We start from the raw sequence: 18,440 nt of genomic DNA, 5'->3' as shown, positions 1-18,440 counted from the left end.
TGCTGGTTTGAGTTGAAGCGGGGCGGCTCTTTTGGAGCCGCTTTTTTTTTGCGCAACGGATTCAATCGAGCCCCACCCAAGCCCCATCCCTCCCACTACTCCTCAACACCGCCTCCACGAACCTCAACCCCGCGACGCCATCCTCGACCGTGGTCAACCAGTCATCCCCCTGCGTCGTCCCGCTAGCGATACACGCCGCCGCATCCGTATAAAGCTGCGCGAAAGCCTCCAGATAGCCTTCCGGATGCCCCGCCGGAACCCGCGTCGCGTGCAGCGCCTCGGCGCTTTGCACGCGTCCGCGCGTGATTCGCTGCGACGCGCCGCCCACCGGCGTGAACCACAATTCGTTCGGCTCCTGCTGATCGAACATCAAACCGGCCTTCGTGCCATAAACGCGCAGGCGCAACGCGTTCTCTTCGCCCGCCGCGACCTGGCTCGCCCACAACATGCCGCGCGCGCCGTTCGCGTAGCGCAGCATCGCTTGCACGTGATCGTCGATACGCCGCCCCGGCACGAACGTCGTCACTTCCGCCGCCAACTCCGACGGCCGCATCCCCGTCACATAGTCGGCAAGCTGATACGCGTGCGTGCCGATATCGCCGAGGCATCCCGCCGGCCCCGCGAGCGCGGGATCGGTGCGCCACACGGCCTGACGGTTCGCCTGCGTTTCCACCGGCAACGAAAGCCAGTCCTGCGCATATTCGACCTGCACCACGCGGATATCGCCGAGCAATCCCTGCCGCACCATGCCGCGCGCATGCCGCACGAGCGGATAGCCCGTGTACGTGTATGTCACCGCGAACACCAGCCCCTTGTCGCGCGCGAGCTTTTGCAGCGCCTCGCCTTCGGCCAGCGATACCGCGAGCGGCTTGTCGCAGATCACGTGGATGCCGGCTTCGAGAAACGCCGTGGCAATGGGCGCATGCAGATGATTCGGCGTGACGATAGCCACCGCTTCCACGCCGTCCGAACGCCCCGCCTCGACTCGCGCCATTTCGCGATAATCGCCATAGCTGCGCGGCAAACCGATTGCCGATGCGCTCGCCGCCGCGCGCTGCGGGTCCGATGACAACGCGCCCGCCACCAACTCATAACGGTCGTCGAGCCGCGCCGCGATCCGGTGCACCGCGCCGATGAACGCGCCCTCGCCGCCGCCTACCATGCCCAGCCGCACGCGCTTCATCGCGTTTCTCCCATGCCGAGCACGCCGCGCAACTGCTCGCGATTCGCGCCGCTGCCCGCGAAGTCGTCGAAGGCGCGTTCGGCCACGCGGATGATGTGATCGCGGATAAACACCGCGCCTTCGCGCGCGCCGTCTTCCGGATGCTTCAACGCGCATTCCCATTCAAGCACGGCCCAGCCTGGGAAATCGTATTGCGCCATCTTCGAGAAGATCGCCTTGAAGTCGATCTGCCCGTCGCCTAACGAGCGAAAGCGCCCGGCGCGCTCGACCCATCCCGAATATCCGCCGTACACGCCTTGGCGGCCATTCGGCCGGAACTCCGCGTCCTTCACATGAAACGCCTTGATGCGCGCGTGATAGATGTCGATGAACGCCAGATAATCGAGTTGCTGCAAAACGAAGTGACTCGGATCGAACAGGATATTCGCGCGCGGATGGTCATCCACCGCCGCGAGAAAGCGCTCGAAGGTCACGCCATCGTGCAGGTCTTCGCCGGGGTGCAGTTCGTAACACACGTCGACGCCCGCGTGCTCGAACTCATCGAGAATCGGTCGCCAGCGCGCGGCAAGTTCCTCGAATGCGGCTTCGACGAGACCCGCCGGACGCTGCGGCCACGGATAGAAATACGGCCACGCGAGCGCGCCCGAAAAGGTCACATGCGCAGCAAGCCCGAGCCGTTTCGATGCCGCCGCCGCGTACTTCAATTGCCCGGTCGCCCATTCGGTGCGCGCGGCCGGATTGCCTCGCACATGGGGCGCGGCGAAGCCATCGAACAAGGTGTCGTAGGCCGGATGCACCGCGACCAGTTGCCCTTGCAGATGCGTCGACAGTTCGGTGATCGCGACGCCCGCATCCTCGACGGTGCGGCGAATGTCGTCGCAATACGCATCGCTGGATGCGGCCTTCTCCAGATCGATGAGACGCGGGTCCGCCGGCACCTGAATGCCCGCGTAGCCGAGTCCTTTCGCCCACGACGCGAGATGCGCGAGCGAGTCGAACGGCACGTCGTCGCCCATGAATTGCGCGAGAAAGATCGCGGGGCCCTTGATGGTCTTCATCTTTCGCCTCGATATTTGAACAACGCGAAGGGCCGGTCGAAACCGGCCCGCCACTCAGAACGGCGAGTTCGGGTAATAGAACTGCTTGGCGTTCTCCTTCGTGATGAGCACCGAGGGAATGATCGTGGTCGGCGGCAGCTTGTCGCCCTTCAGGCGCGCTTCGGCGGTGAGCTTGATCGCGTCGTAGATGAACTTCGGCGAGTACGAGACGTCGGCCTTTACGAGCTTGTCGCCATCCATGATGCGCTTGACCGCTTCCTTCGATCCCGCGCCGCCGAACACTTCCTTGATATCGGTGCGCTTTGCCTGCTCGATCGCCTTCAGTACGCCGATCATCATGTCGTCGTCGGCGGCCCACACGGCGTCGATGTGCTTGAAGCGCGTGAGATAGTCCTGCATAGTCTTGAAGGCGTCGTCGCGATTCCAGTTGGCGTATTTCGCATCGAGAATCTTCATGTCCGGATGCTGCTTGATCACGCCTTCGAACGCGGCCCAGCGTTCGTTGTCGAGGGTCGTCGGAATGCCGCGCAACGCGACGATATCGCCCTTGTTGTCCAGCGTCTTCGCGAGATACTCGGCAGGTAGCTTGCCGAACGCGGTGTTGTCGCCGGCGACGTACGCGTCCTGCGCGCTGGTGTCGGTCAAGCCGCGATCCACGACCGTCACGTATACGCCTTTCTTCTTCACCTGCGCGACCGGCTGCGTGAGCGACGCCGATTCGAACGGGAAAATCACGAGCGCATTGATCTTGTTGACCGTCACGAGATCCTGCAACTGGTTGGCCTGTTCGGGCGCGCCGGCCGCCGTCTTCACGATCACTTTGAGGTCGGGATGCGCCTTCTCCAGTTCCTTCTTCGCTTCGTTGGCCCACCAGACGATACCGCCCGTGAAGCCGTGCGTCGCGGTCGGAATGGCGACGCCGAGCACGACTTTATCGGCAGCGGATACGGACGTGGAAACGGCGAACGCGCTCGCCGTCAAGGTAAGCGCGGCGAGCGCGCGAAGCACGAGTTTCATGACGATGTCTCCTGTGTTTTAGATACTTCTATCGACGTCCACGCTGCAGGAAGGCCACGAAAATGATCACGGCGCCCTGCACCGCCGCATTCAGATACACGCTGATGATGCTCGTCAGGTTCAAGATGTTGTTGATGACCGAAAGCAGAATCGCGCCGATGACCGTGCCGATCACGCGCCCTTCGCCGCCTCTGAGCGCGGTGCCGCCCACCACCACGGCCGCGATGGCTTCGAGCTCCCATAAGAGGCCGGTGGTCGGCGTGGCCGAACCGAGCCGCGGCACGTAGAGCACGGTCGCGACCGCGACGCACAGTCCAAGCAGCACGTAGGTCGCGATCTTCACCTGATCCACGCGAATGGCCGCATAACGCGCAACCTGTTCGTTCGAGCCGATAGCCTGCACGTGACGCCCGAACACCGTGCGATTGAGCACGATAGCGCCGCCCGCCGCGACGATCAGGAACACCCAGATCGGCACGGGCACGCCGAAGAGACTCGCGTAATAGACCGGGCCGTAGAGATCGACGAGCGAATTGTCGAGCGTGAGCGCGCCGCCATCCGCGAGCCATGTCAGAAGCGCGCGAAACACGCCGAGCGTTCCCAGCGTGACGATGAACGGCTCGATGCGCCCCTTGGTCACGAGCAAGCCATGCGCGAGCCCGAACAACGCACCGAGCACGAGCGCCAGCACGATGCCGAGCGCGAGAATCGCGAGCGGCGGCACGGCATGTCCGCGCACGCCCTGCAGCAGCCCGTTCATCATGTAGATCATGCTGCCCGCGATGAGCGCGGCCATTGACCCGACCGACAGATCGATCCCGCCCGAGATGATGACGAAGGTCATCCCCACCGCGATGATGCCGATGAACGATGTGCGCGTGAGCACGTTCATGGCGTTGTCGAAAGTGGCGAAGTCGCCGTTGAGCATGGTTCCGCCGACGCAAAGCGCGATCAGCCCGATCAGCGGCCCGACGCCGAACAGTATGCGTGAGTAGGCGGCGAGGCGGCTTTCCTGCGCGGTGTCTTCAGTGTGTGCCGGTCGCATGCGCGATCAACCTCTCTTCGGTCAGGAGTTCCATGCCGAGCGTCGCGACGAGCTCGCCCGCGCGCATCACCGCGACGCGATGACAAAGCCCGATGAGTTCGATCAGCTCGGAAGAGATCACGATCACCGCGCGGCCTTCGGCGGCCAGGCGATGGATCAGGAAATAGATGTCGCGTTTGGCGCCGACATCGACGCCGCGCGTCGGTTCGTCGAGCACGATCACGCGCGGATCGGGATGCAGGAACTTGGCGAGCGCGAGCTTCTGCTGATTGCCGCCCGAGAGCATGCGCGCGCGGCTCTTCGCATTGCCCGTGCGTATGCCGAAGTCCTTCACGGCGACATCGAGCGCCACGCGTTCCGCGTGCATGTCGACGAGGGGATGCGCGTAGCGTTCCAGCGTCATCATCGTGAGATTGTCTTTCAACGCCATGTCGACATGCAGGCCGCGTCCCTTGCGGTCTTCGCTCAAGTAAGTGATGCCGTGACGCATGGCGTCGCGCGGGCTTTTGAGCTTCACGGTGCCATTTTCAATCGCGATGGTTCCCGCGCTCAGCGGCCGCAAACCCACGAGCGCTTCGAAGAGTTCCGTGCGTCCCGCGCCGACGAGACCCGCGAAGCCGAACACTTCGCCCGCGCGCACCGAGAAGCTCACGCCTTCCGCCCAGCCCGGCACCGACGCTTGATCGACCTTGAAGGCGACGGGCGCATCGGCGGCGAGCGGCGGCTTGTCCGGGAACATGTCAGAGACTTCGCGGCCGACCATCAGGTTCGCCATTTGATGACGCGTGATTTCATCGGTCGGCGAGCGCGCGACGAAGCGGCCATCGCGCATGACGATCACTTCGTCGGTCACGCGCTCCACTTCGTCGAGCTTGTGCGAGATATAGACGATGGTCACGCCCGCTTCCTTCAGCCGTGCCATCAGCGCAAAAAGACGCTGCGTTTCCGAAGGCGTGAGCGTCGCGGTGGGCTCGTCCATGATGAGCAGGCGCGCATTGCGCAGCATCGCCTTGGCAATCTCGACCAACTGCTTTTCCGCGACGATCAAGTCGCGCACGCGCGTGTCCGGATTCTTGTGCAGGCCGACTTCGGTGAGCGCGTCGCGGGCGGCATCGCGCATGGCCGGTTCATCGAGAAAGAAGCCGCGCCGCAACTCGTGCCCGAGAAACATGTTCTGCGTGATGCTGAGATGATCCGCGAGGTTCAGTTCCTGGTGGATCAGCACGATGCCGGCATGTTCCGCTTCACGCGAACTTCTGAAGTCGGCTCGTCTTCCGTCGATCACCATCTCGCCTGCGTTGGCGCGCTCGTAGCCAGCGAGGATTTTCATGAGCGTGGACTTGCCCGCGCCGTTTTCGCCAAGCAAGCCGTGGATGCGTCCCGGCTTCAGATCGAAGCTCACGCCGTGCAGCACGCGCACCGGCCCGAACTGTTTTTCGATTCCCTCGAAGCGCACGGCGAGGCTCATTTTCACGCGCTCCTTCGTTGAATGAGTCGATGCGGCAGCAGCACGCCCGGCACGTCCGCGCGTGGATCGCGCAGGCGCTTGAGCAGCAGTTCCGCCGCCGTTTCACCGAGCGCCTGCATGGGCTGCGAGACAGTGGTAAGCGGCGGATAGACATGTGCGGCCACCGCGATATCGTCGAAGCCCACTACCGCGACATCTTCCGGTACGCGCAAGCCGACGCCGCGCAAACCGTTCATCACGCCGATGGCGAGCGTGTCAGAAACGGCGAAGATCGCGGTCGGTCTTGTGCGCTCGCCAAGCGAGGCAAGCTGCGTGGCCGCGCGTTCGCCGGCGTCGTAATCGAGGCTTTCGAGTTCGACCTGCCACGCCGGATTGGCTTCGATACCCGCGTCCCGAAGCGCATCGCGATAACCGGCCAGCCGCTGGCGTCCGTACAGATAGCCGTGTCCCGAGTTGATGAGCGCGATGCGTTCGTGTCCCTTGCCAAGCAGATACCGCACGACATCGCCCGCTGCAAGATGATTGTCGATGCCCACGTAAGGCACGCCCGCGCCCGGATCGAATTCGCAGCACGCAACCCACGGCAAGGTCGAGGCCTCTTCGGCAAGCGCCTTTTGCACGGCGGCGGGGTCGAGACAGATTGCACCATCGGCACGGCGTCCGCGTAACAGGTCGAAGTAACTGCGTTCGCGCAAGGGGTCGGCGCCGGTATCGCACATCAGCATGAAATAGCCGTTTTGTCGCGCCACGCTGTCGATGCCACGTACGATAGCCGCATAAAACGGATTGCCGAAGTCCGGCACCATGGTGAGCAGCAGACGGCTTTCCGCCGTGCGCAGATTGCGCGCAAGTTCGTTGATGCGATAACCGCTCGCAGCCACGGCCACGCGCACTTTTTCGCGCGTCGTCTCGCGCACGTTCGCATGGCCGTTGAGCACGCGCGATACCGTCGCCACCGACACGCCCGCGCGCTCGGCGACATCCGCTATCGATACTTCCTCGCGTGTACGAACCGTATCCGACATGCTGCGCGCCACCGCGGCGAACGAGATGTAATGGATTACATTATTCGGCGCGAGACGCGCTTAAAGCAACCGGAATCGGCTAGGGATAAACGCTTAAAGCGCGCGTCTGTCGATTTGCTTGCGGCTGGCTCGTCGTAGGGTGTGAGCGGGGAAAGGCCACGCTTGCAACTTATCGAGGAGCATTCCATGCGTTTCATGATGCTGATGATCCCGCGCGGCTACGAAAGCGCGCAACCGGGCACGCTGCCCTCCGCCGAAGCCGTCGCCTCAATGATGAAGTACAACGAAGAACTGCAGAAGGCAGGCGTGTTGCTCGCGCTCGACGGACTGCATCCCCCTTCGATGGGCGCGCGCGTTTCGTTCGAAGGCGGCAAGCCGCGCGTCGTCGACGGCCCTTTCGCCGAAGCCAAGGAAGTGCTGGGCGGTTACTGGATGCTGCAGGTCAAATCGCGCGAAGAGGCCATCGAATGGGCGAAGCGTTGTCCCGCGTCGGACAACGAGGTGATCGAAGTGCGGCAAGTCATGGAGTTCGGCGACTTTCCGCCCGACGTGCAGGAAGCGGCGGCGGGCTTCGATGAAGCGCACAACAAGCCGCGCTCTTGAGCCAGACGCGGAGCATTCGTGCTTTCGCCTCAAGCCGACGCGGTCAGTTCGAATAGCGATTGACGCAAGGCCTTCGCGCGCTTCTCTCCGAACTTCGCTTCGAACTCGGCCTGCGCGATGCGCCATTGCTCGACCGCTTTCTTGAGCGTCTCCTTGCCTTGCGACGTCAGCCGCAGCCCGACTGCACGCGAACTCGCCGCCTGCTGCTCCGCTTCGACGATGCCATCGCGTTGCAAAGGCTTGAGCGCGCGAACGAGCGTGGTGCGGTCCATGACCATGGCGTCGGCGAGATCCGCCATCGACACATCGGGCCGGCGCGCGATAGCCAACATGAGCGTGTATTGCGCGGCCGTGATGCCGGCCACGTTCAGATGCCGCTCGTACAACTGCGAGACATAGCGCGCGGCCTGGCGGATTGCAAAGCAGTTGCAATCGAAGAGAGAAGAGTTCGGATTCGTAGCCATGCCGTTTAGCATATTTGTGCATATGCACTCTGTCAAGGGCCGCGTTTTCATCGACGCGACAGGAGGCTCTCGGGACGCGGCGCGAATCGTCGTGGCGCGACTTGCTTCAAATCCCGCAGTGCCGCATCCCGCTTGGGGATTCGGTCCGCCGACGCTATGCCGAAATCCGCATCCGTCACGCGACTTAACAACAAGACGCGGCGAATTTGGCTCCCTAAATTGCGCATGTCCCGCCTCGTTCACCGTGCGCCGGATGCGCGCGAGGGGAAAGCCCTTCTTGCCGGCGCACTTGTGGCGATGTCCCATTCGATAGTCGAAACAGTCAGTCAGACCAACAAGGAGAGGAAACCATGCGTATCCACACGAGCCTCAAGCTAGTCTGCGCCGCCGTCGCGCTTGCCGCGCTGCCGTTCGCCGCGGCCGCCGAGGACATGACGGTGAAAGTCGGCTTTGCCGCGCCGCTCACCGGCGCAAACGCGGGCTACGGCAAAGATCTCCAGAACGGCGTGCAGCTCGCGCTCGATGAAGCGAACGCCAAAAAGATCAGCATCGGCGGCAAGACGGCGAAGTTCGAAATCGCGGCGGAAGACGATCAGGCCGACCCGCGCATCGGCGTGCAGGCCGCGCAGAAGCTCGTGGATGACGGCGTGGCCGTGGTCGTCGGACACTTCAACTCGGGCACGACGCTGCCTGCATCGCCGATCTACAACACCGCCGGCATTCCGCTGATCGACCCCGCGGCGACTAACCCGACCATTACCACGCGTGGCCTGGAAAACGTCTTCACGGTCATTTCGAGCGATGCGCAGAACGCGGGCAACGCCGGCGCCTACGCGGTGACGACGACGAAGGCGAAGAAGATCGGCATCATCGACGACCGCACGGCCTTCGGTCAGGGCGAAGCCGACGAGTTCGAGAAAGCGGTGAAAGCGAAAGGCGGCACGATCGTCGCGCGCGAATTCAGCGACAACCAGACGGTCGACTTCAGCGCGCAGCTCACGCGTCTGAAGGCGGCCAACGCCGATCTGATTTTCTTCGGCGGACTGGATCGGCAAGCGGCAGCCGTGGTCAAGCGCATGAAGCAGCTCGGCATGACCGCGCAGTTCGTGGGCGGCGGCGGCGTGATGGATGCCGACTTCCTCAAGCTCGCCGGCGACGCGGCCGAAGGCGCGCAGGCGTGGGAATACGGCAGCCCGCTCGACAAGCTGCCGCAAGGCAAGGCGTTCAGCGACAAGTTCCAGAAACGCTTCGGGGTGGCGATTCTCTCGTATGCGCCGTTCGGCTACGACGCCGCTTGGGCCGCGATCAACGCAATGGAGAAGGCCGGTTCCGCCGATCCCAAGGTGTATCGGCCGGCGTTGAAGAAGATTTCCTTCGATGGCATCACCGGCCCGATCGCATTCGATGACAACGGCGCGTTGAAGAACGCGTCATCGACGCTCTATCAGGTGAAGAACGGCCAGTGGGACACCGTGGTGACGAAGCACGGCATGTAAGCGTTGCACGTGCTCAGGCTTGCACGGCGTTCGTGTAAGCCTGGAGCGTCTCACGCGTCTGTGCCGCCTCCCCTTCCAGCCATTTCGCGAACTGCTGCAAGGTCGGCGACGGCGCGGGCCGCTCGGGGTAGACGAGGTAGTACGCCGCGCCGCTCGGCACACACAGCGAAAACGGCGCGATCACCCGTTTCGCGCGCAAGTCGTCCTCGATCAGCGACAAGTCGCCGATGGTTACGCCGAGACCCTGCATCGCCGATGTGATGGCGAGATCGAGCGTGTCGAAATGCTGCGCCTTCATCGAAGGAAGGCCGGCGTAACCATAAGCGCCGAGCCACAAGAGCCAGTCGCGCCGGTCGCGTGTGGGATGCAAAAGCGTCTTGCCGGCCAGATCGTCGGGCGTCGGCGCGCGGTCCCGCCGAACCTTGAACTGCTCGGGCGCACAGACGGGCGTCAACACTTCATCGAACAGATAGTGCGAGCTGACACCCTTCTGCGCTGGCGCCGGCGCGCCAAACACGATGGCTGCATCGAACTGTTCAGCGTTGAACTCGACACTGTGCGACACGGCTGCTGTCACTTCGATCACCAGTTCCGGACGCTCGTTCTGCAGACGAATGACACGCGGCAAGACCCAGCGCATGGCGCAGGTCGGACACTTCAGACGCAGTGTTCCGGACTGTGCGCCACCTTTCGCGAGCGCATCGGCGATCTGTTCGAAAGCCTGCTGCAACGGCGCAATGAGCAACGCGCCATGATGCGTGAGCGCGAGGCCGCGCGCCTGCCGCACGAAGAGCGCATAGCCGAGATGCGCCTCCAGTCCGGCAATCTGGCGGCTCACCGCGCCTTGCGTCACGTTCAACACATCGGCGGCGCGCGTGAAATTGAGCTTGCGCGCGACCACGAGGAAGGTCTTCAGCACGTCCAGGGATGGCAAGGGTTTCATGTGGTCGTTCGCGGGTTTGTCTACGTAGCCATGAATTCGAAGCATGGCTAGTATGACAAAGTTTCGATTGTTCCGGCTTTATTGCCGCGGTTCAATCGACGAACTGCAATACCGGAGACATTTGCCGTGCAAAGCGCCTGCATCCCCGAGTCGAAGCTGCCGAGCGTCGGCACGACTATTTTCACCGTGATCGGCCAGCTTGCCGACGAACATCACGCGCTCAATCTTTCTCAAGGCGCGCCGAACTTCGCATGCGATCCGCGCCTGATCGAAGGCGTCGAGCGAGCCATGCGAGCAGGACATAACCAGTATTCGCCGATGTCGGGCGTGCTGGCGCTGCGTGAAGCCATCGCCGACAAGACGCACAAGCTGTATGGCGCGCAGTACGATCCGGGCACGGAAGTGACGGTTGTGGCGAGCGCGAGCGAGGGGCTTTACGCGACCATCAGCGCGCTCGTGCATCCCGGCGACGAGGTAATTTACTTCGAGCCGTCGTTCGACAGTTACGCGCCGATCGTGCAGCTTCAGGGTGCGACGCCTATCGCCATCCAGCTATCGGCGGAGAATTTTCAGATCGACTGGGACGAAGTCGCGGCGGCCATCACGCCGAAAACGCGCATGATCCTCGTCAACACGCCGCACAATCCGACCGGCAGCGCCTTCGCCGATGAAGACATCGCGCGTCTCACGGCGCTCACGCGCGACACGAAGATCATCGTGCTGTCGGACGAAGTCTACGAGCACGTAGTGTTCGACGGCGCGCCGCATCATGGCATGGCGCGCTACCCGGAACTGGCCGAGCGCAGCGTGATCGTGTCGTCGTTCGGCAAGTCGTATCACGTGACGGGCTGGCGCGTCGGCTACTGTCTCGCGCCCGCCGCGTTGACTGCCGAGATCCGCAAGATTCACCAGTTCATGACGTTTTCCGCCGATACGCCGATGCAAATGGCTTTCGCCGAAGCGCTCGCCGACGAATCGAGCTATCTCAACCTCGGACCGTTCTATCAGCACAAGCGCGATTTGCTGGCGACATCGCTCGCGGGATCGCGCTTCGAGTTGCTGCCGAGCGCGGGCAGTTTCTTCATGCTCGCACGCTACAGCGCGATTTCGGATGAAAGCGACAGCGACTTCGTGCTGCGCCTCATTCGCGAGGCGCGCGTGGCGACCATTCCGTTGTCCGCGTTTTATACCGACGGCACCGACAACCGCGTGATCCGGCTTTCGTTCGCGAAGGACGACGACACGCTGATCGAAGGCGCGCGCCGCCTTTGCTCCATCTAAAAACATTCGAGACACGACACGATGAAGATCAAATACGCCGCCACCGCCCTATTCCTTGCCTGCTCGTTCGCGAGCGGCGCGGCGTTCGCCGCCGATACCTTGCGTTTCGGGCTCGAAGCGCAGTACCCGCCGTTCGAGTCGAAGGCGTCGACGGGCGAACTGCAAGGACTCGATATCGATGTCGGCAACGCCGTGTGCGTGGCGGCGCAGATGAGCTGCAAGTGGGTCGAGACCTCTTTCGACGGGTTGATTCCCGCGCTGCAGGGCCGCAAGTTCGACGCCATCAATTCGGCGATGAACGCGACCGACCAGCGCCGTCAGGCCATCGACTTCACGACGGTGGTGTATCGCGTGCCGACGCAACTCATCGCGAAAACGGGCAGTGGACTCGAACCGACGCCCGCGTCGCTAAAGGGCAAGAGCGTGGGCGTGTTGCAGGGTTCGATCCAGGAGACCTTTGCCAAGGCGCATTGGGAAAACGAAGGCGTGAAGGTCGTGCCGTATCAGGATCAGAACCAGGTCTACACGGACCTCAAGTCCGGCCGCCTCGATGCCACGCTGGTGCTCGCGCCTGCAGGACAAACCGGCTTTCTGTCGAAGCCCGACGGCAACGGCTTTGCGTTCGTCGGCGCGCCGGTGCGGGACGACAAGATTCTCGGCAGCGGCATTGCGTACGGCGTGCGCAAGGGCGACGATGCGCTGAAGAGCAAACTCAACGCGGCCATCGCGAAGGTGAAGGCCGACGGCACGATCGACAAGTTCGCGAAGAAGTATTTGGGGGAAATCGATATTTCGGCGAAGTGAGGGATGAGCGGGCGTTCAGCAACTTTCCCACGGCACAGGCACACTGGCGGCTTGATTCACCACCCGCGGCGAGTTGAAGCGCCGCGGCGCCCTCACAGGAAAAGCATTGAGCACGCCGCCTCGAACGAACCCCGCCGCCCCTGGACAACCGGCCGCGCCCGCACCACTGCAAGGCGGGCAACTGGTGCTCGCCACTTTCGCCGTGGCGCTCGCTACGTTCATGAACGTGTTGGATTCGTCGATCGCCAACGTCGCGATTCCGACCATCTCCGGCAATCTCGGCGTCTCGGTCAACGAAGGCACCTGGGTCATTACGGTGTTCGCCGCGTCGAACGCGGTTTCCATTCCGCTGACCGGCTGGCTCACGCAGCGACTCGGGCAAATTCATCTGTTCGTCGGCGCGATCCTCATGTTCGTGCTCTCCTCGTGGTTGTGCGGTCTTGCGCCCAATCTGCCCGTGCTGCTTTTCGCGCGCGTCTTGCAGGGCGCGGTGGCCGGGCCGCTGATTCCGCTCTCGCAAGCCATTCTGCTCGGCTCGTATCCGAAAGAGAAATCGTCGATGGCGCTCTCGCTCTGGGCGATGACCGCGACCGTCGGCCCGATCGCCGGTCCCGCGCTCGGCGGCTGGATCACGGATAGTTATTCTTGGTCGTGGATCTTCTATATCAACATCCCGGTCGGCATTTTCGCGGCGGGCGTGACGTGGATCATCTACCGCAACCGCGAGTCGCCGAGCCGCAAGGCGCCTATCGATATCGTCGGGCTCGGGCTGCTGATCGCGTGGGTCGCGTCCTTGCAGATCATGCTCGACAAGGGACGCGATCTCGACTGGTTCCAGTCGCCGGTCATCGTCATTCTCGCGATAACGGCAGCCATTTCATTCGCGTTTTTCGTCGTGTGGGAGCTGACGGCGGAGAATCCGGTCGTCGATTTGCGGCTCTTCGCGGGACGCAATTTCTTCGGCGGCACGGTGGCCATTTCGGTCGCTTATGGCGTGTTTTTCGGCAATCTCGTGTTGTTGCCGCAATGGATGCAGCAGTATTTGAACTACCGTTCCGTCGACGCGGGTCTCGTCACCGCGCCGCTCGGCATCTTCGCCGTGATTCTCGCGCCGGTAATGGGCAAGGTGCTGCCGCGCAGCGACGCACGCGTGATCGCGACCATGGCGTTCGTCGGCTTTGCGTTCGTATTCTGGCTGCGCTCGAAGTATGTGATCGAGATCGATACCTGGCATCTCGTGCTGCCGACGCTCCTGCAGGGCATTCCGATGGCGATGTTCTTCGTGCCGCTCACGGCCATCGTGCTGTCGGGCTTGCCGCCATCGAAAATACCGGCGGCGGCAGGCTTGTCGAATTTCGCGCGGGTGTTTTGCGGCGCGGTGGGGACATCGCTTGCGGGCAACGAGTGGGATCATCGGATCGCGCTGCATCACGAGCGGCTGACGGAGCAGGCGAATATTTATAACCCGGCGTTCTTGCAGTCGCTCGGCATGTCGCAATCGACGCTGAATATCGGTGAAGCCCAGGCGCGTGGGATGTTCAACTTCACCGTCAACACTCAAGCCGCGATGATGGGGCTCAACGATATCTTCCTCATTTCAGCGGTCATCTTCATTCTGATCATTCCGCTGATCTGGATTACGAAGGTGGCGAAGGGTGGCGGCGGTGGGGCGGCGGCGGGGGCGCATTAGGTGGTGGCTCGCGGGCTGAGAAAGCCCGCGCATTGGGAAGTCAGCCGGGGTAGAACTCTGGCTCGAGTGCCTGGATCATTGGCCAAGCACACAATTCCGGAAATACGTCGATATCGATTCCCGTCTCCGCCTGCGCCAGATTTTTAGCCTTGGACCAAATAAGGTCGATCCAATCCGCGTCATCGAACTTACCTTCAAGGCTCGGTGCTTCTCGCAATACATACATTACGTCCTTGCGCTGCGTGCGGATCGTAAATCGCCAGCTTGTGCTGCGCCTCTCCGGCTGACACTGCCACTTCAACAAATGCGCTAGCAGCACCGACATGCGGCTTGCCAATTCTCGTTGCTCGCACTTGCCCACGTCTTCGATTTCCTCTGCGATATGCTCGATATCGATGGCCGAGAGCTTTCCTTCACGCAGCAGCGCGGCCTGTTCCTTGGCCCATGCCACCACGTCTTGCTCGTAACTCGTTCCCATCGGCTGACTCCCGTTCTTCAGCGGTTATCCGGTTCGAACGGACGTTGAAATAATAAACAATACTTGCAGCAGGCAAAGGTCGTCCATACGGCCAACGCTCACTTCAACCCTTCAACCCCAACTCCACCCGCTCCCCCGCGCCCTTATCCTTGATCCCGTCCGCGTTCAGCTTGGGCGCGACGACAAAAATCCGGCTGCTGTCGATCTTCCCGTCGAAGTACTCCTTCACCGCCTGCGCGCGGCGCTGCGCCAGATCGCGCAACGCGCCTTCATCGACCGGTGCGTTTTCAGTCAGCGCGCTCTTCATGTCCTCGTCCGGCACCGACTTCGTCAAACCGATGAAGTTCCTCGGCTTCTTGAAATCCGCCGACTTATAAACCTTCGTCAGATACTTGTCGTAATCCGCATCCGATACCTTCACCGACTGCCAGTCCACATTCTCGCCGCCATCCGACATGTCGCGGACCTTCGCGCGTTTGATTTGGCCATCCAGCCAAGCGCTGCGTAACGCGGGTTCATCGACTTTCGGATCGACTCGCCCCGTCACATCCAGCCTGATCGACGGCTTATCCGCGAGCGCCTTCGAAATCGTCTCCAGCTTCTTCTGCGCGGCATCGTTGAGCGTTGCCGAGCCTGCGTCGAATTCGACGTAATTCAGCTCCTCGCCACTGCCGCCGAACGCATGCGCGAGCAGCGAGAACGGCGCGGTCACCGCCTTTTGCACCAGATTCAATATGGCTTGCCAGACGAGCCCGCCAATAGAAAACTCCGGATTCGAAAGCGATCCCGAAATGGGAATGTTCACGTCGATCTCGCCGCGCGAATTCTTTAGCAACGACACGGCGAGCCGCACCGGCAGCTTCGTCGCCGTCGAATTGTCGACGTGATCGCCGAACGTCAACTGGTCGATGAACAGGTGATTGTTCGCCGTGAGTTTGTCGTCGCCGAGCATGTAATGCAGATCGACGTTGAGCTTGCCCTTCGTGATCGGATAGCCCGCATACTTCGACGAATACGGCGTGAGGTTGGTGAGCTCTACGTCGTGCGCGCTCGCGGTCAAGTCGAGGGCGGGCTTTTCGATGAGCGGATTCACCTGTCCCTTGATCGAAACCGGTCCGTTCGCGGCGAGCTTGGCGGCAACATCGACGGGCGCGGGCGTCGTCGAATGCGTGCCGAATGCGCCGATGGTCCCGTTGATCGACACGAGATTCGCCGTGAAGTTGGGCTTGATGAAGTTGTCGGTGTAGGTCACACGGCCGTTCTGCAATACGAGCTGGCCGAAGCGCATGTTCACCGGAGGACCGGAGGCCGCCGCCGTCTTGACCGGCGCACTCGCCGCGACCGCCGCGGATGCCGCCGCCAATGCCTCGGGCTTCGACTGATCGCGCGTCACCGATTGCCGCGGGCCGTTGTCGCTTGCCACGACGCTCTTCAGGTTCAGCTTGCCTTGCGCGTCGAGCAACACGCGGCCGTAGAAGTTCGCGAAGGTCACGCGCGCCGCGTCAACGTCCGTGCCGCGCTCGCCATAGTTCACCTTTACGTTAGTGAGGCCGAGCAGTTTCCAGCCGGCGAAACGGTCGGACGTCGCTTTGTCCTGCATGCGCACGTCTGTCAGCGAAACATCGCCCTTGTAGGAAGCCGCGAGCGTCTTGCCACTGCCCGACAAGCCCACATCGCCATTGGCGTTGAGGAACGCGCTTGCGATATCGACGTTGAGCTTGTCGCCGAAATACGGTTCGAAGGCGGCGGCATCGACCTGATCGCCCTTCACATGCAGCGCGAGCTTGAGCGGTGTGACCGTGACCGTGCCATTTATATCGAGCGCGCCACGCCCGTTGAGCGTGAGCTTGCCGGTAACATCGAGCGGTTTCGAGAGATCGTCGCTGAACTGCTTCACGGCTACCGACATCGGCGCAATGCGCAGCTTCACGGGCGTCGTGGGCGTCAAGTCGGTAACATTAGCCGAGGCGTTATCGAGCGCGATCTGGCCAATTTGATAGCGCCACGCCGGTCCCGCTTCCTGCGCCTTCTGAATCTTGCGCGTCGCGCTCGGCTCCGGCGCAACCTCATGCGCTCCAGCGAGCGCGGCCAGGTCGATACTGCCGTCCTTGCGGCGCGTGGCATCGAGCGAAAGTCCCTTCAACTGCACGCTGTCGAGCGCGACCTGACGCGCGGGCACATCCACCTTGACGATCTTCGCGAGCGCGGCATCGAGCTTGATGGGTGCGGCGGCATCCGCGCCATTCGATGCATTCGGCACGAGCGTGAGCGCGTCGAGTTTCACATCGCCCGCGCCGACCTGCACGTTGGCATCCGGCTTAGACCAATCGACCGACACCGGCAGATTCGCGCCGAGCGTGCCGCTCGTCACGCGCGCCGCCAGCGAATTCGCGATATAAGGCTGCAACGGCGGCAGCGCCAATGCTTCGAGCGCCAACTTGACGTCGGCGGTCTTGGCGGCGAGCGCGACGTTGCCGGAAGCGCCGAGCGAACCGCCGTGACCGAACGCCGTCTTGAGCGTGTAGCGCGCGGGCGCCTTGTCGAGCGTCGAAAAACCATCGAGCGTGACGGCTAGACCTGTCAGCGTTTCCTGCACGCGCTGCTTCATCAACTGGTCGTCGAACGCGATCTTGCCGTCGTCGATGGCAACGTGCTTGATGGCCAGATCGAGCGGCGGCGCGTCCTTCGCTTCGGGCTTCTTCACCTCGGCCTTCGCGGGCGGCGGCGCGAGTTTCTGCACGTTGAGCGTGCCGGACGGATCGCGCGCGAGCCGTACATCCGGGCCCGCAAGCGTCACTTCGTCGAGATGATAGATATCGCGCAACGGCTCGGCGTTGGCAATCTTCACATGCAACGCGCGCGCGGCGACGAGCGGTGCGTTCGCTTTATCGGTGACGGCGAGATCGGCCAGATCCGCAGTGCCGTCGATACGAATAGTCGGTGCATCGCCGGCAATGGCAAAGCGCACGTTGAGGTCGGTCGTGAGCTTGCCGCTCTTCACCGCGACGGGCACGGAAGCCGGCGCGTAAGACGCCATCTGCGGCACGTCGAGTCCGTCGAGCGTGAGCGCGATCTCCGACTCGCGCGACTCCGAAAACGGCTTCGTGCGGCCCTTCACGACGAGCGGCGAGCCGTCGATGTGCGCCTGCAATAACGGCGTCACGAAGATATCGGTGGCCGACGGCAGCGTCGCGATGAAGGGGATACCGAGCGCGAACTGGTCGATGGTGTGCTTCGCCTTCAGGAGCCGGTCGTCGAACACGATCCGGCCGTTCTCCACGCGAATGTTCGACACGGAGAAGCGCGCCGGCTTGTCCGATGGCGGCGACGAAGGCTTCGAGAATTTCTCGATCAGATCGGAGAAATTGAAATGCTCGCCGTCGAAACGCACGATGCTGATGCGCGGCGAATCGATCTTCAGTTCATTGACGACGGGCGCGAGCCGGAAGATGGACGACCACGACGTGCGCACGACGAGCCGCGACACATCGACGAAACCGGCCGCCGCGCCGGGCGCTTTCGCGAGATTCGCGGGCGCTTCGCCGATATGCACGTCATCGGCTTCGAAATCGAGCGAATAGGGATTGAGCCAAATGCGCCGGATGGTCACCGGCCGGTCGAGTTGCTTGCCAAGCTGTTGCTCGGCGATATGACGAATGACCGGCGGCGCGACGAAGAAGCCGAGAAGGCCGATGACCACCATGAAGACGATCAGGCCAATCGCGAATTTCCGCGTACGCCGTGCATGCACGACGCCGCGCAGGGTTTGCCCGGCCGAGGCCAGTGAAGACTTGGTGACGCTTGCCATTCGATGCGCGCTGCGACGCGCGGCGGCGCATCGCCCTGTCAGGTAGAGGATGCTTCGAGTATACGACGAGGCATCGC

15 protein-coding genes are annotated in these 18,440 nt (G+C 62.7%); 5 read left to right on the top strand and 10 right to left on the bottom strand.

Features of this window, described 5'->3' with window-relative positions:
• Positions 1–61: 61 nt before the first annotated feature.
• The 6 genes from NCR40_RS14535 to NCR40_RS14510 are packed head-to-tail and all read right to left on the bottom strand — an operon-like array spanning position 62 to position 6,796.
• Positions 62–1,183 (bottom strand): Gfo/Idh/MocA family protein, encoded by a 1,122-nt coding sequence (locus NCR40_RS14535; RefSeq protein ID WP_250509800.1) that lies wholly within the window; start codon positions 1,181–1,183, stop codon positions 62–64.
• The gene (locus tag NCR40_RS14530) at positions 1,180–2,241 is read right to left on the bottom strand and encodes a sugar phosphate isomerase/epimerase family protein (protein ID WP_244829074.1); all 1,062 of its coding nucleotides are present in this window, start codon (positions 2,239–2,241) and stop codon (positions 1,180–1,182) included. Before NCR40_RS14530 ends, NCR40_RS14535 begins: the two co-directional genes overlap by 4 nt.
• A gap of 54 nt (positions 2,242–2,295) precedes the next feature.
• Positions 2,296–3,258, bottom strand: coding sequence for a substrate-binding domain-containing protein (locus NCR40_RS14525; RefSeq protein WP_244829073.1), 963 nt, complete (start codon positions 3,256–3,258; stop codon positions 2,296–2,298).
• 28 nt (positions 3,259–3,286) lie between these two features.
• Positions 3,287–4,303: an ABC transporter permease gene (locus tag NCR40_RS14520; RefSeq protein ID WP_244829072.1), complete on the bottom strand. Its 1,017-nt coding sequence runs from the start codon at positions 4,301–4,303 to the stop codon at positions 3,287–3,289.
• Complete coding sequence (locus tag NCR40_RS14515; RefSeq protein ID WP_244829071.1) at positions 4,284–5,771, bottom strand: sugar ABC transporter ATP-binding protein; 1,488 nt, start codon at positions 5,769–5,771, stop codon at positions 4,284–4,286. The genes NCR40_RS14520 and NCR40_RS14515 overlap by 20 nt, the downstream gene beginning before the upstream one ends.
• Positions 5,772–5,773: 2 nt before the next feature.
• Complete coding sequence (locus NCR40_RS14510) at positions 5,774–6,796, bottom strand: LacI family DNA-binding transcriptional regulator (RefSeq protein WP_244829070.1); 1,023 nt, start codon at positions 6,794–6,796, stop codon at positions 5,774–5,776.
• 186 nt (positions 6,797–6,982) lie between these two features.
• Here NCR40_RS14510 and NCR40_RS14505 point away from each other — a divergent pair, with 186 nt between their 5' ends.
• Positions 6,983–7,399: a YciI family protein gene (locus tag NCR40_RS14505; RefSeq protein ID WP_244829069.1), complete on the top strand. Its 417-nt coding sequence runs from the start codon at positions 6,983–6,985 to the stop codon at positions 7,397–7,399.
• A 29-nt stretch (positions 7,400–7,428) separates the two neighbouring features.
• Here the strand turns inward: NCR40_RS14505 and NCR40_RS14500 are convergent, their stop codons facing one another.
• On the bottom strand, positions 7,429–7,863 hold the full coding sequence (locus NCR40_RS14500; RefSeq protein ID WP_250509799.1) for a MarR family winged helix-turn-helix transcriptional regulator: 435 nt from the start codon (positions 7,861–7,863) through the stop codon (positions 7,429–7,431).
• A gap of 350 nt (positions 7,864–8,213) precedes the next feature.
• Here NCR40_RS14500 and NCR40_RS14495 point away from each other — a divergent pair, with 350 nt between their 5' ends.
• Positions 8,214–9,359: a branched-chain amino acid ABC transporter substrate-binding protein gene (locus NCR40_RS14495; RefSeq protein WP_244829067.1), complete on the top strand. Its 1,146-nt coding sequence runs from the start codon at positions 8,214–8,216 to the stop codon at positions 9,357–9,359.
• Positions 9,360–9,372: 13 nt separating this feature from the next.
• On the opposite strand, the gene NCR40_RS14490 is transcribed toward NCR40_RS14495, so the two are convergent.
• Positions 9,373–10,302, bottom strand: a complete 930-nt coding sequence (locus tag NCR40_RS14490; protein WP_250509798.1) for a LysR substrate-binding domain-containing protein — start codon at positions 10,300–10,302, stop codon at positions 9,373–9,375.
• 126 nt (positions 10,303–10,428) lie between these two features.
• On the opposite strand from NCR40_RS14490, the gene NCR40_RS14485 reads away from it, so the two are divergent.
• The 3 genes from NCR40_RS14485 (at position 10,429) to NCR40_RS14475 (ending at position 14,077) form a co-directional block, all read left to right on the top strand.
• Positions 10,429–11,583, top strand: coding sequence for a methionine aminotransferase (locus tag NCR40_RS14485; protein ID WP_250509797.1), 1,155 nt, complete (start codon positions 10,429–10,431; stop codon positions 11,581–11,583).
• A 21-nt stretch (positions 11,584–11,604) separates the two neighbouring features.
• Complete coding sequence (locus NCR40_RS14480; RefSeq protein WP_244829064.1) at positions 11,605–12,387, top strand: ABC transporter substrate-binding protein; 783 nt, start codon at positions 11,605–11,607, stop codon at positions 12,385–12,387.
• A 106-nt stretch (positions 12,388–12,493) separates the two neighbouring features.
• Positions 12,494–14,077 carry a DHA2 family efflux MFS transporter permease subunit gene (locus tag NCR40_RS14475; RefSeq protein WP_244829063.1) on the top strand — a complete coding sequence of 528 codons (1,584 nt, stop codon included), beginning with the start codon at positions 12,494–12,496 and terminating at the stop codon, positions 14,075–14,077.
• A 40-nt stretch (positions 14,078–14,117) separates the two neighbouring features.
• Here the strand turns inward: NCR40_RS14475 and NCR40_RS14470 are convergent, their stop codons facing one another.
• Together NCR40_RS14470 and NCR40_RS14465 are read right to left on the bottom strand one after the other, a co-directional pair.
• Complete coding sequence (locus tag NCR40_RS14470) at positions 14,118–14,555, bottom strand: DUF29 domain-containing protein (protein WP_250509796.1); 438 nt, start codon at positions 14,553–14,555, stop codon at positions 14,118–14,120.
• A gap of 103 nt (positions 14,556–14,658) precedes the next feature.
• Positions 14,659–18,363: a DUF748 domain-containing protein gene (locus tag NCR40_RS14465; protein WP_250509795.1), complete on the bottom strand. Its 3,705-nt coding sequence runs from the start codon at positions 18,361–18,363 to the stop codon at positions 14,659–14,661.
• Positions 18,364–18,440: the final 77 nt, after the last annotated feature.

It is taken from the genome of Caballeronia sp. GACF4 (assembly GCF_023631025.1).
In the GTDB taxonomy this organism is placed as follows: domain Bacteria; phylum Pseudomonadota; class Gammaproteobacteria; order Burkholderiales; family Burkholderiaceae; genus Caballeronia.
The sequence above is the reverse complement of the archived record's forward strand: the minus strand, read 5'-3'. Positions and strand labels throughout refer to the sequence as shown.

What these genes read in the sequence shown, in the direction of transcription:
- NCR40_RS14465 (WP_250509795.1), bottom strand. Translation starts at nt 18,363, where the DNA reads ATGGCAAGCGTCACCAAGTCTTCACTGGCCTCGGCCGGGCAAACCCTG.
- NCR40_RS14535 (WP_250509800.1), bottom strand. Translation starts at nt 1,183, where the DNA reads ATGAAGCGCGTGCGGCTGGGCATGGTAGGCGGCGGCGAGGGCGCGTTC.
- NCR40_RS14495 (WP_244829067.1), top strand. Translation starts at nt 8,214, where the DNA reads ATGCGTATCCACACGAGCCTCAAGCTAGTCTGCGCCGCCGTCGCGCTT.
- NCR40_RS14470 (WP_250509796.1), bottom strand. Translation starts at nt 14,555, where the DNA reads ATGGGAACGAGTTACGAGCAAGACGTGGTGGCATGGGCCAAGGAACAG.
- NCR40_RS14510 (WP_244829070.1), bottom strand. Translation starts at nt 6,796, where the DNA reads ATGTCGGATACGGTTCGTACACGCGAGGAAGTATCGATAGCGGATGTC.
- NCR40_RS14525 (WP_244829073.1), bottom strand. Translation starts at nt 3,258, where the DNA reads ATGAAACTCGTGCTTCGCGCGCTCGCCGCGCTTACCTTGACGGCGAGC.
- NCR40_RS14515 (WP_244829071.1), bottom strand. Translation starts at nt 5,771, where the DNA reads ATGAGCCTCGCCGTGCGCTTCGAGGGAATCGAAAAACAGTTCGGGCCG.
- NCR40_RS14480 (WP_244829064.1), top strand. Translation starts at nt 11,605, where the DNA reads ATGAAGATCAAATACGCCGCCACCGCCCTATTCCTTGCCTGCTCGTTC.
- NCR40_RS14505 (WP_244829069.1), top strand. Translation starts at nt 6,983, where the DNA reads ATGCGTTTCATGATGCTGATGATCCCGCGCGGCTACGAAAGCGCGCAA.
- NCR40_RS14530 (WP_244829074.1), bottom strand. Translation starts at nt 2,241, where the DNA reads ATGAAGACCATCAAGGGCCCCGCGATCTTTCTCGCGCAATTCATGGGC.
- NCR40_RS14500 (WP_250509799.1), bottom strand. Translation starts at nt 7,863, where the DNA reads ATGGCTACGAATCCGAACTCTTCTCTCTTCGATTGCAACTGCTTTGCA.
- NCR40_RS14520 (WP_244829072.1), bottom strand. Translation starts at nt 4,303, where the DNA reads ATGCGACCGGCACACACTGAAGACACCGCGCAGGAAAGCCGCCTCGCC.
- NCR40_RS14490 (WP_250509798.1), bottom strand. Translation starts at nt 10,302, where the DNA reads ATGAAACCCTTGCCATCCCTGGACGTGCTGAAGACCTTCCTCGTGGTC.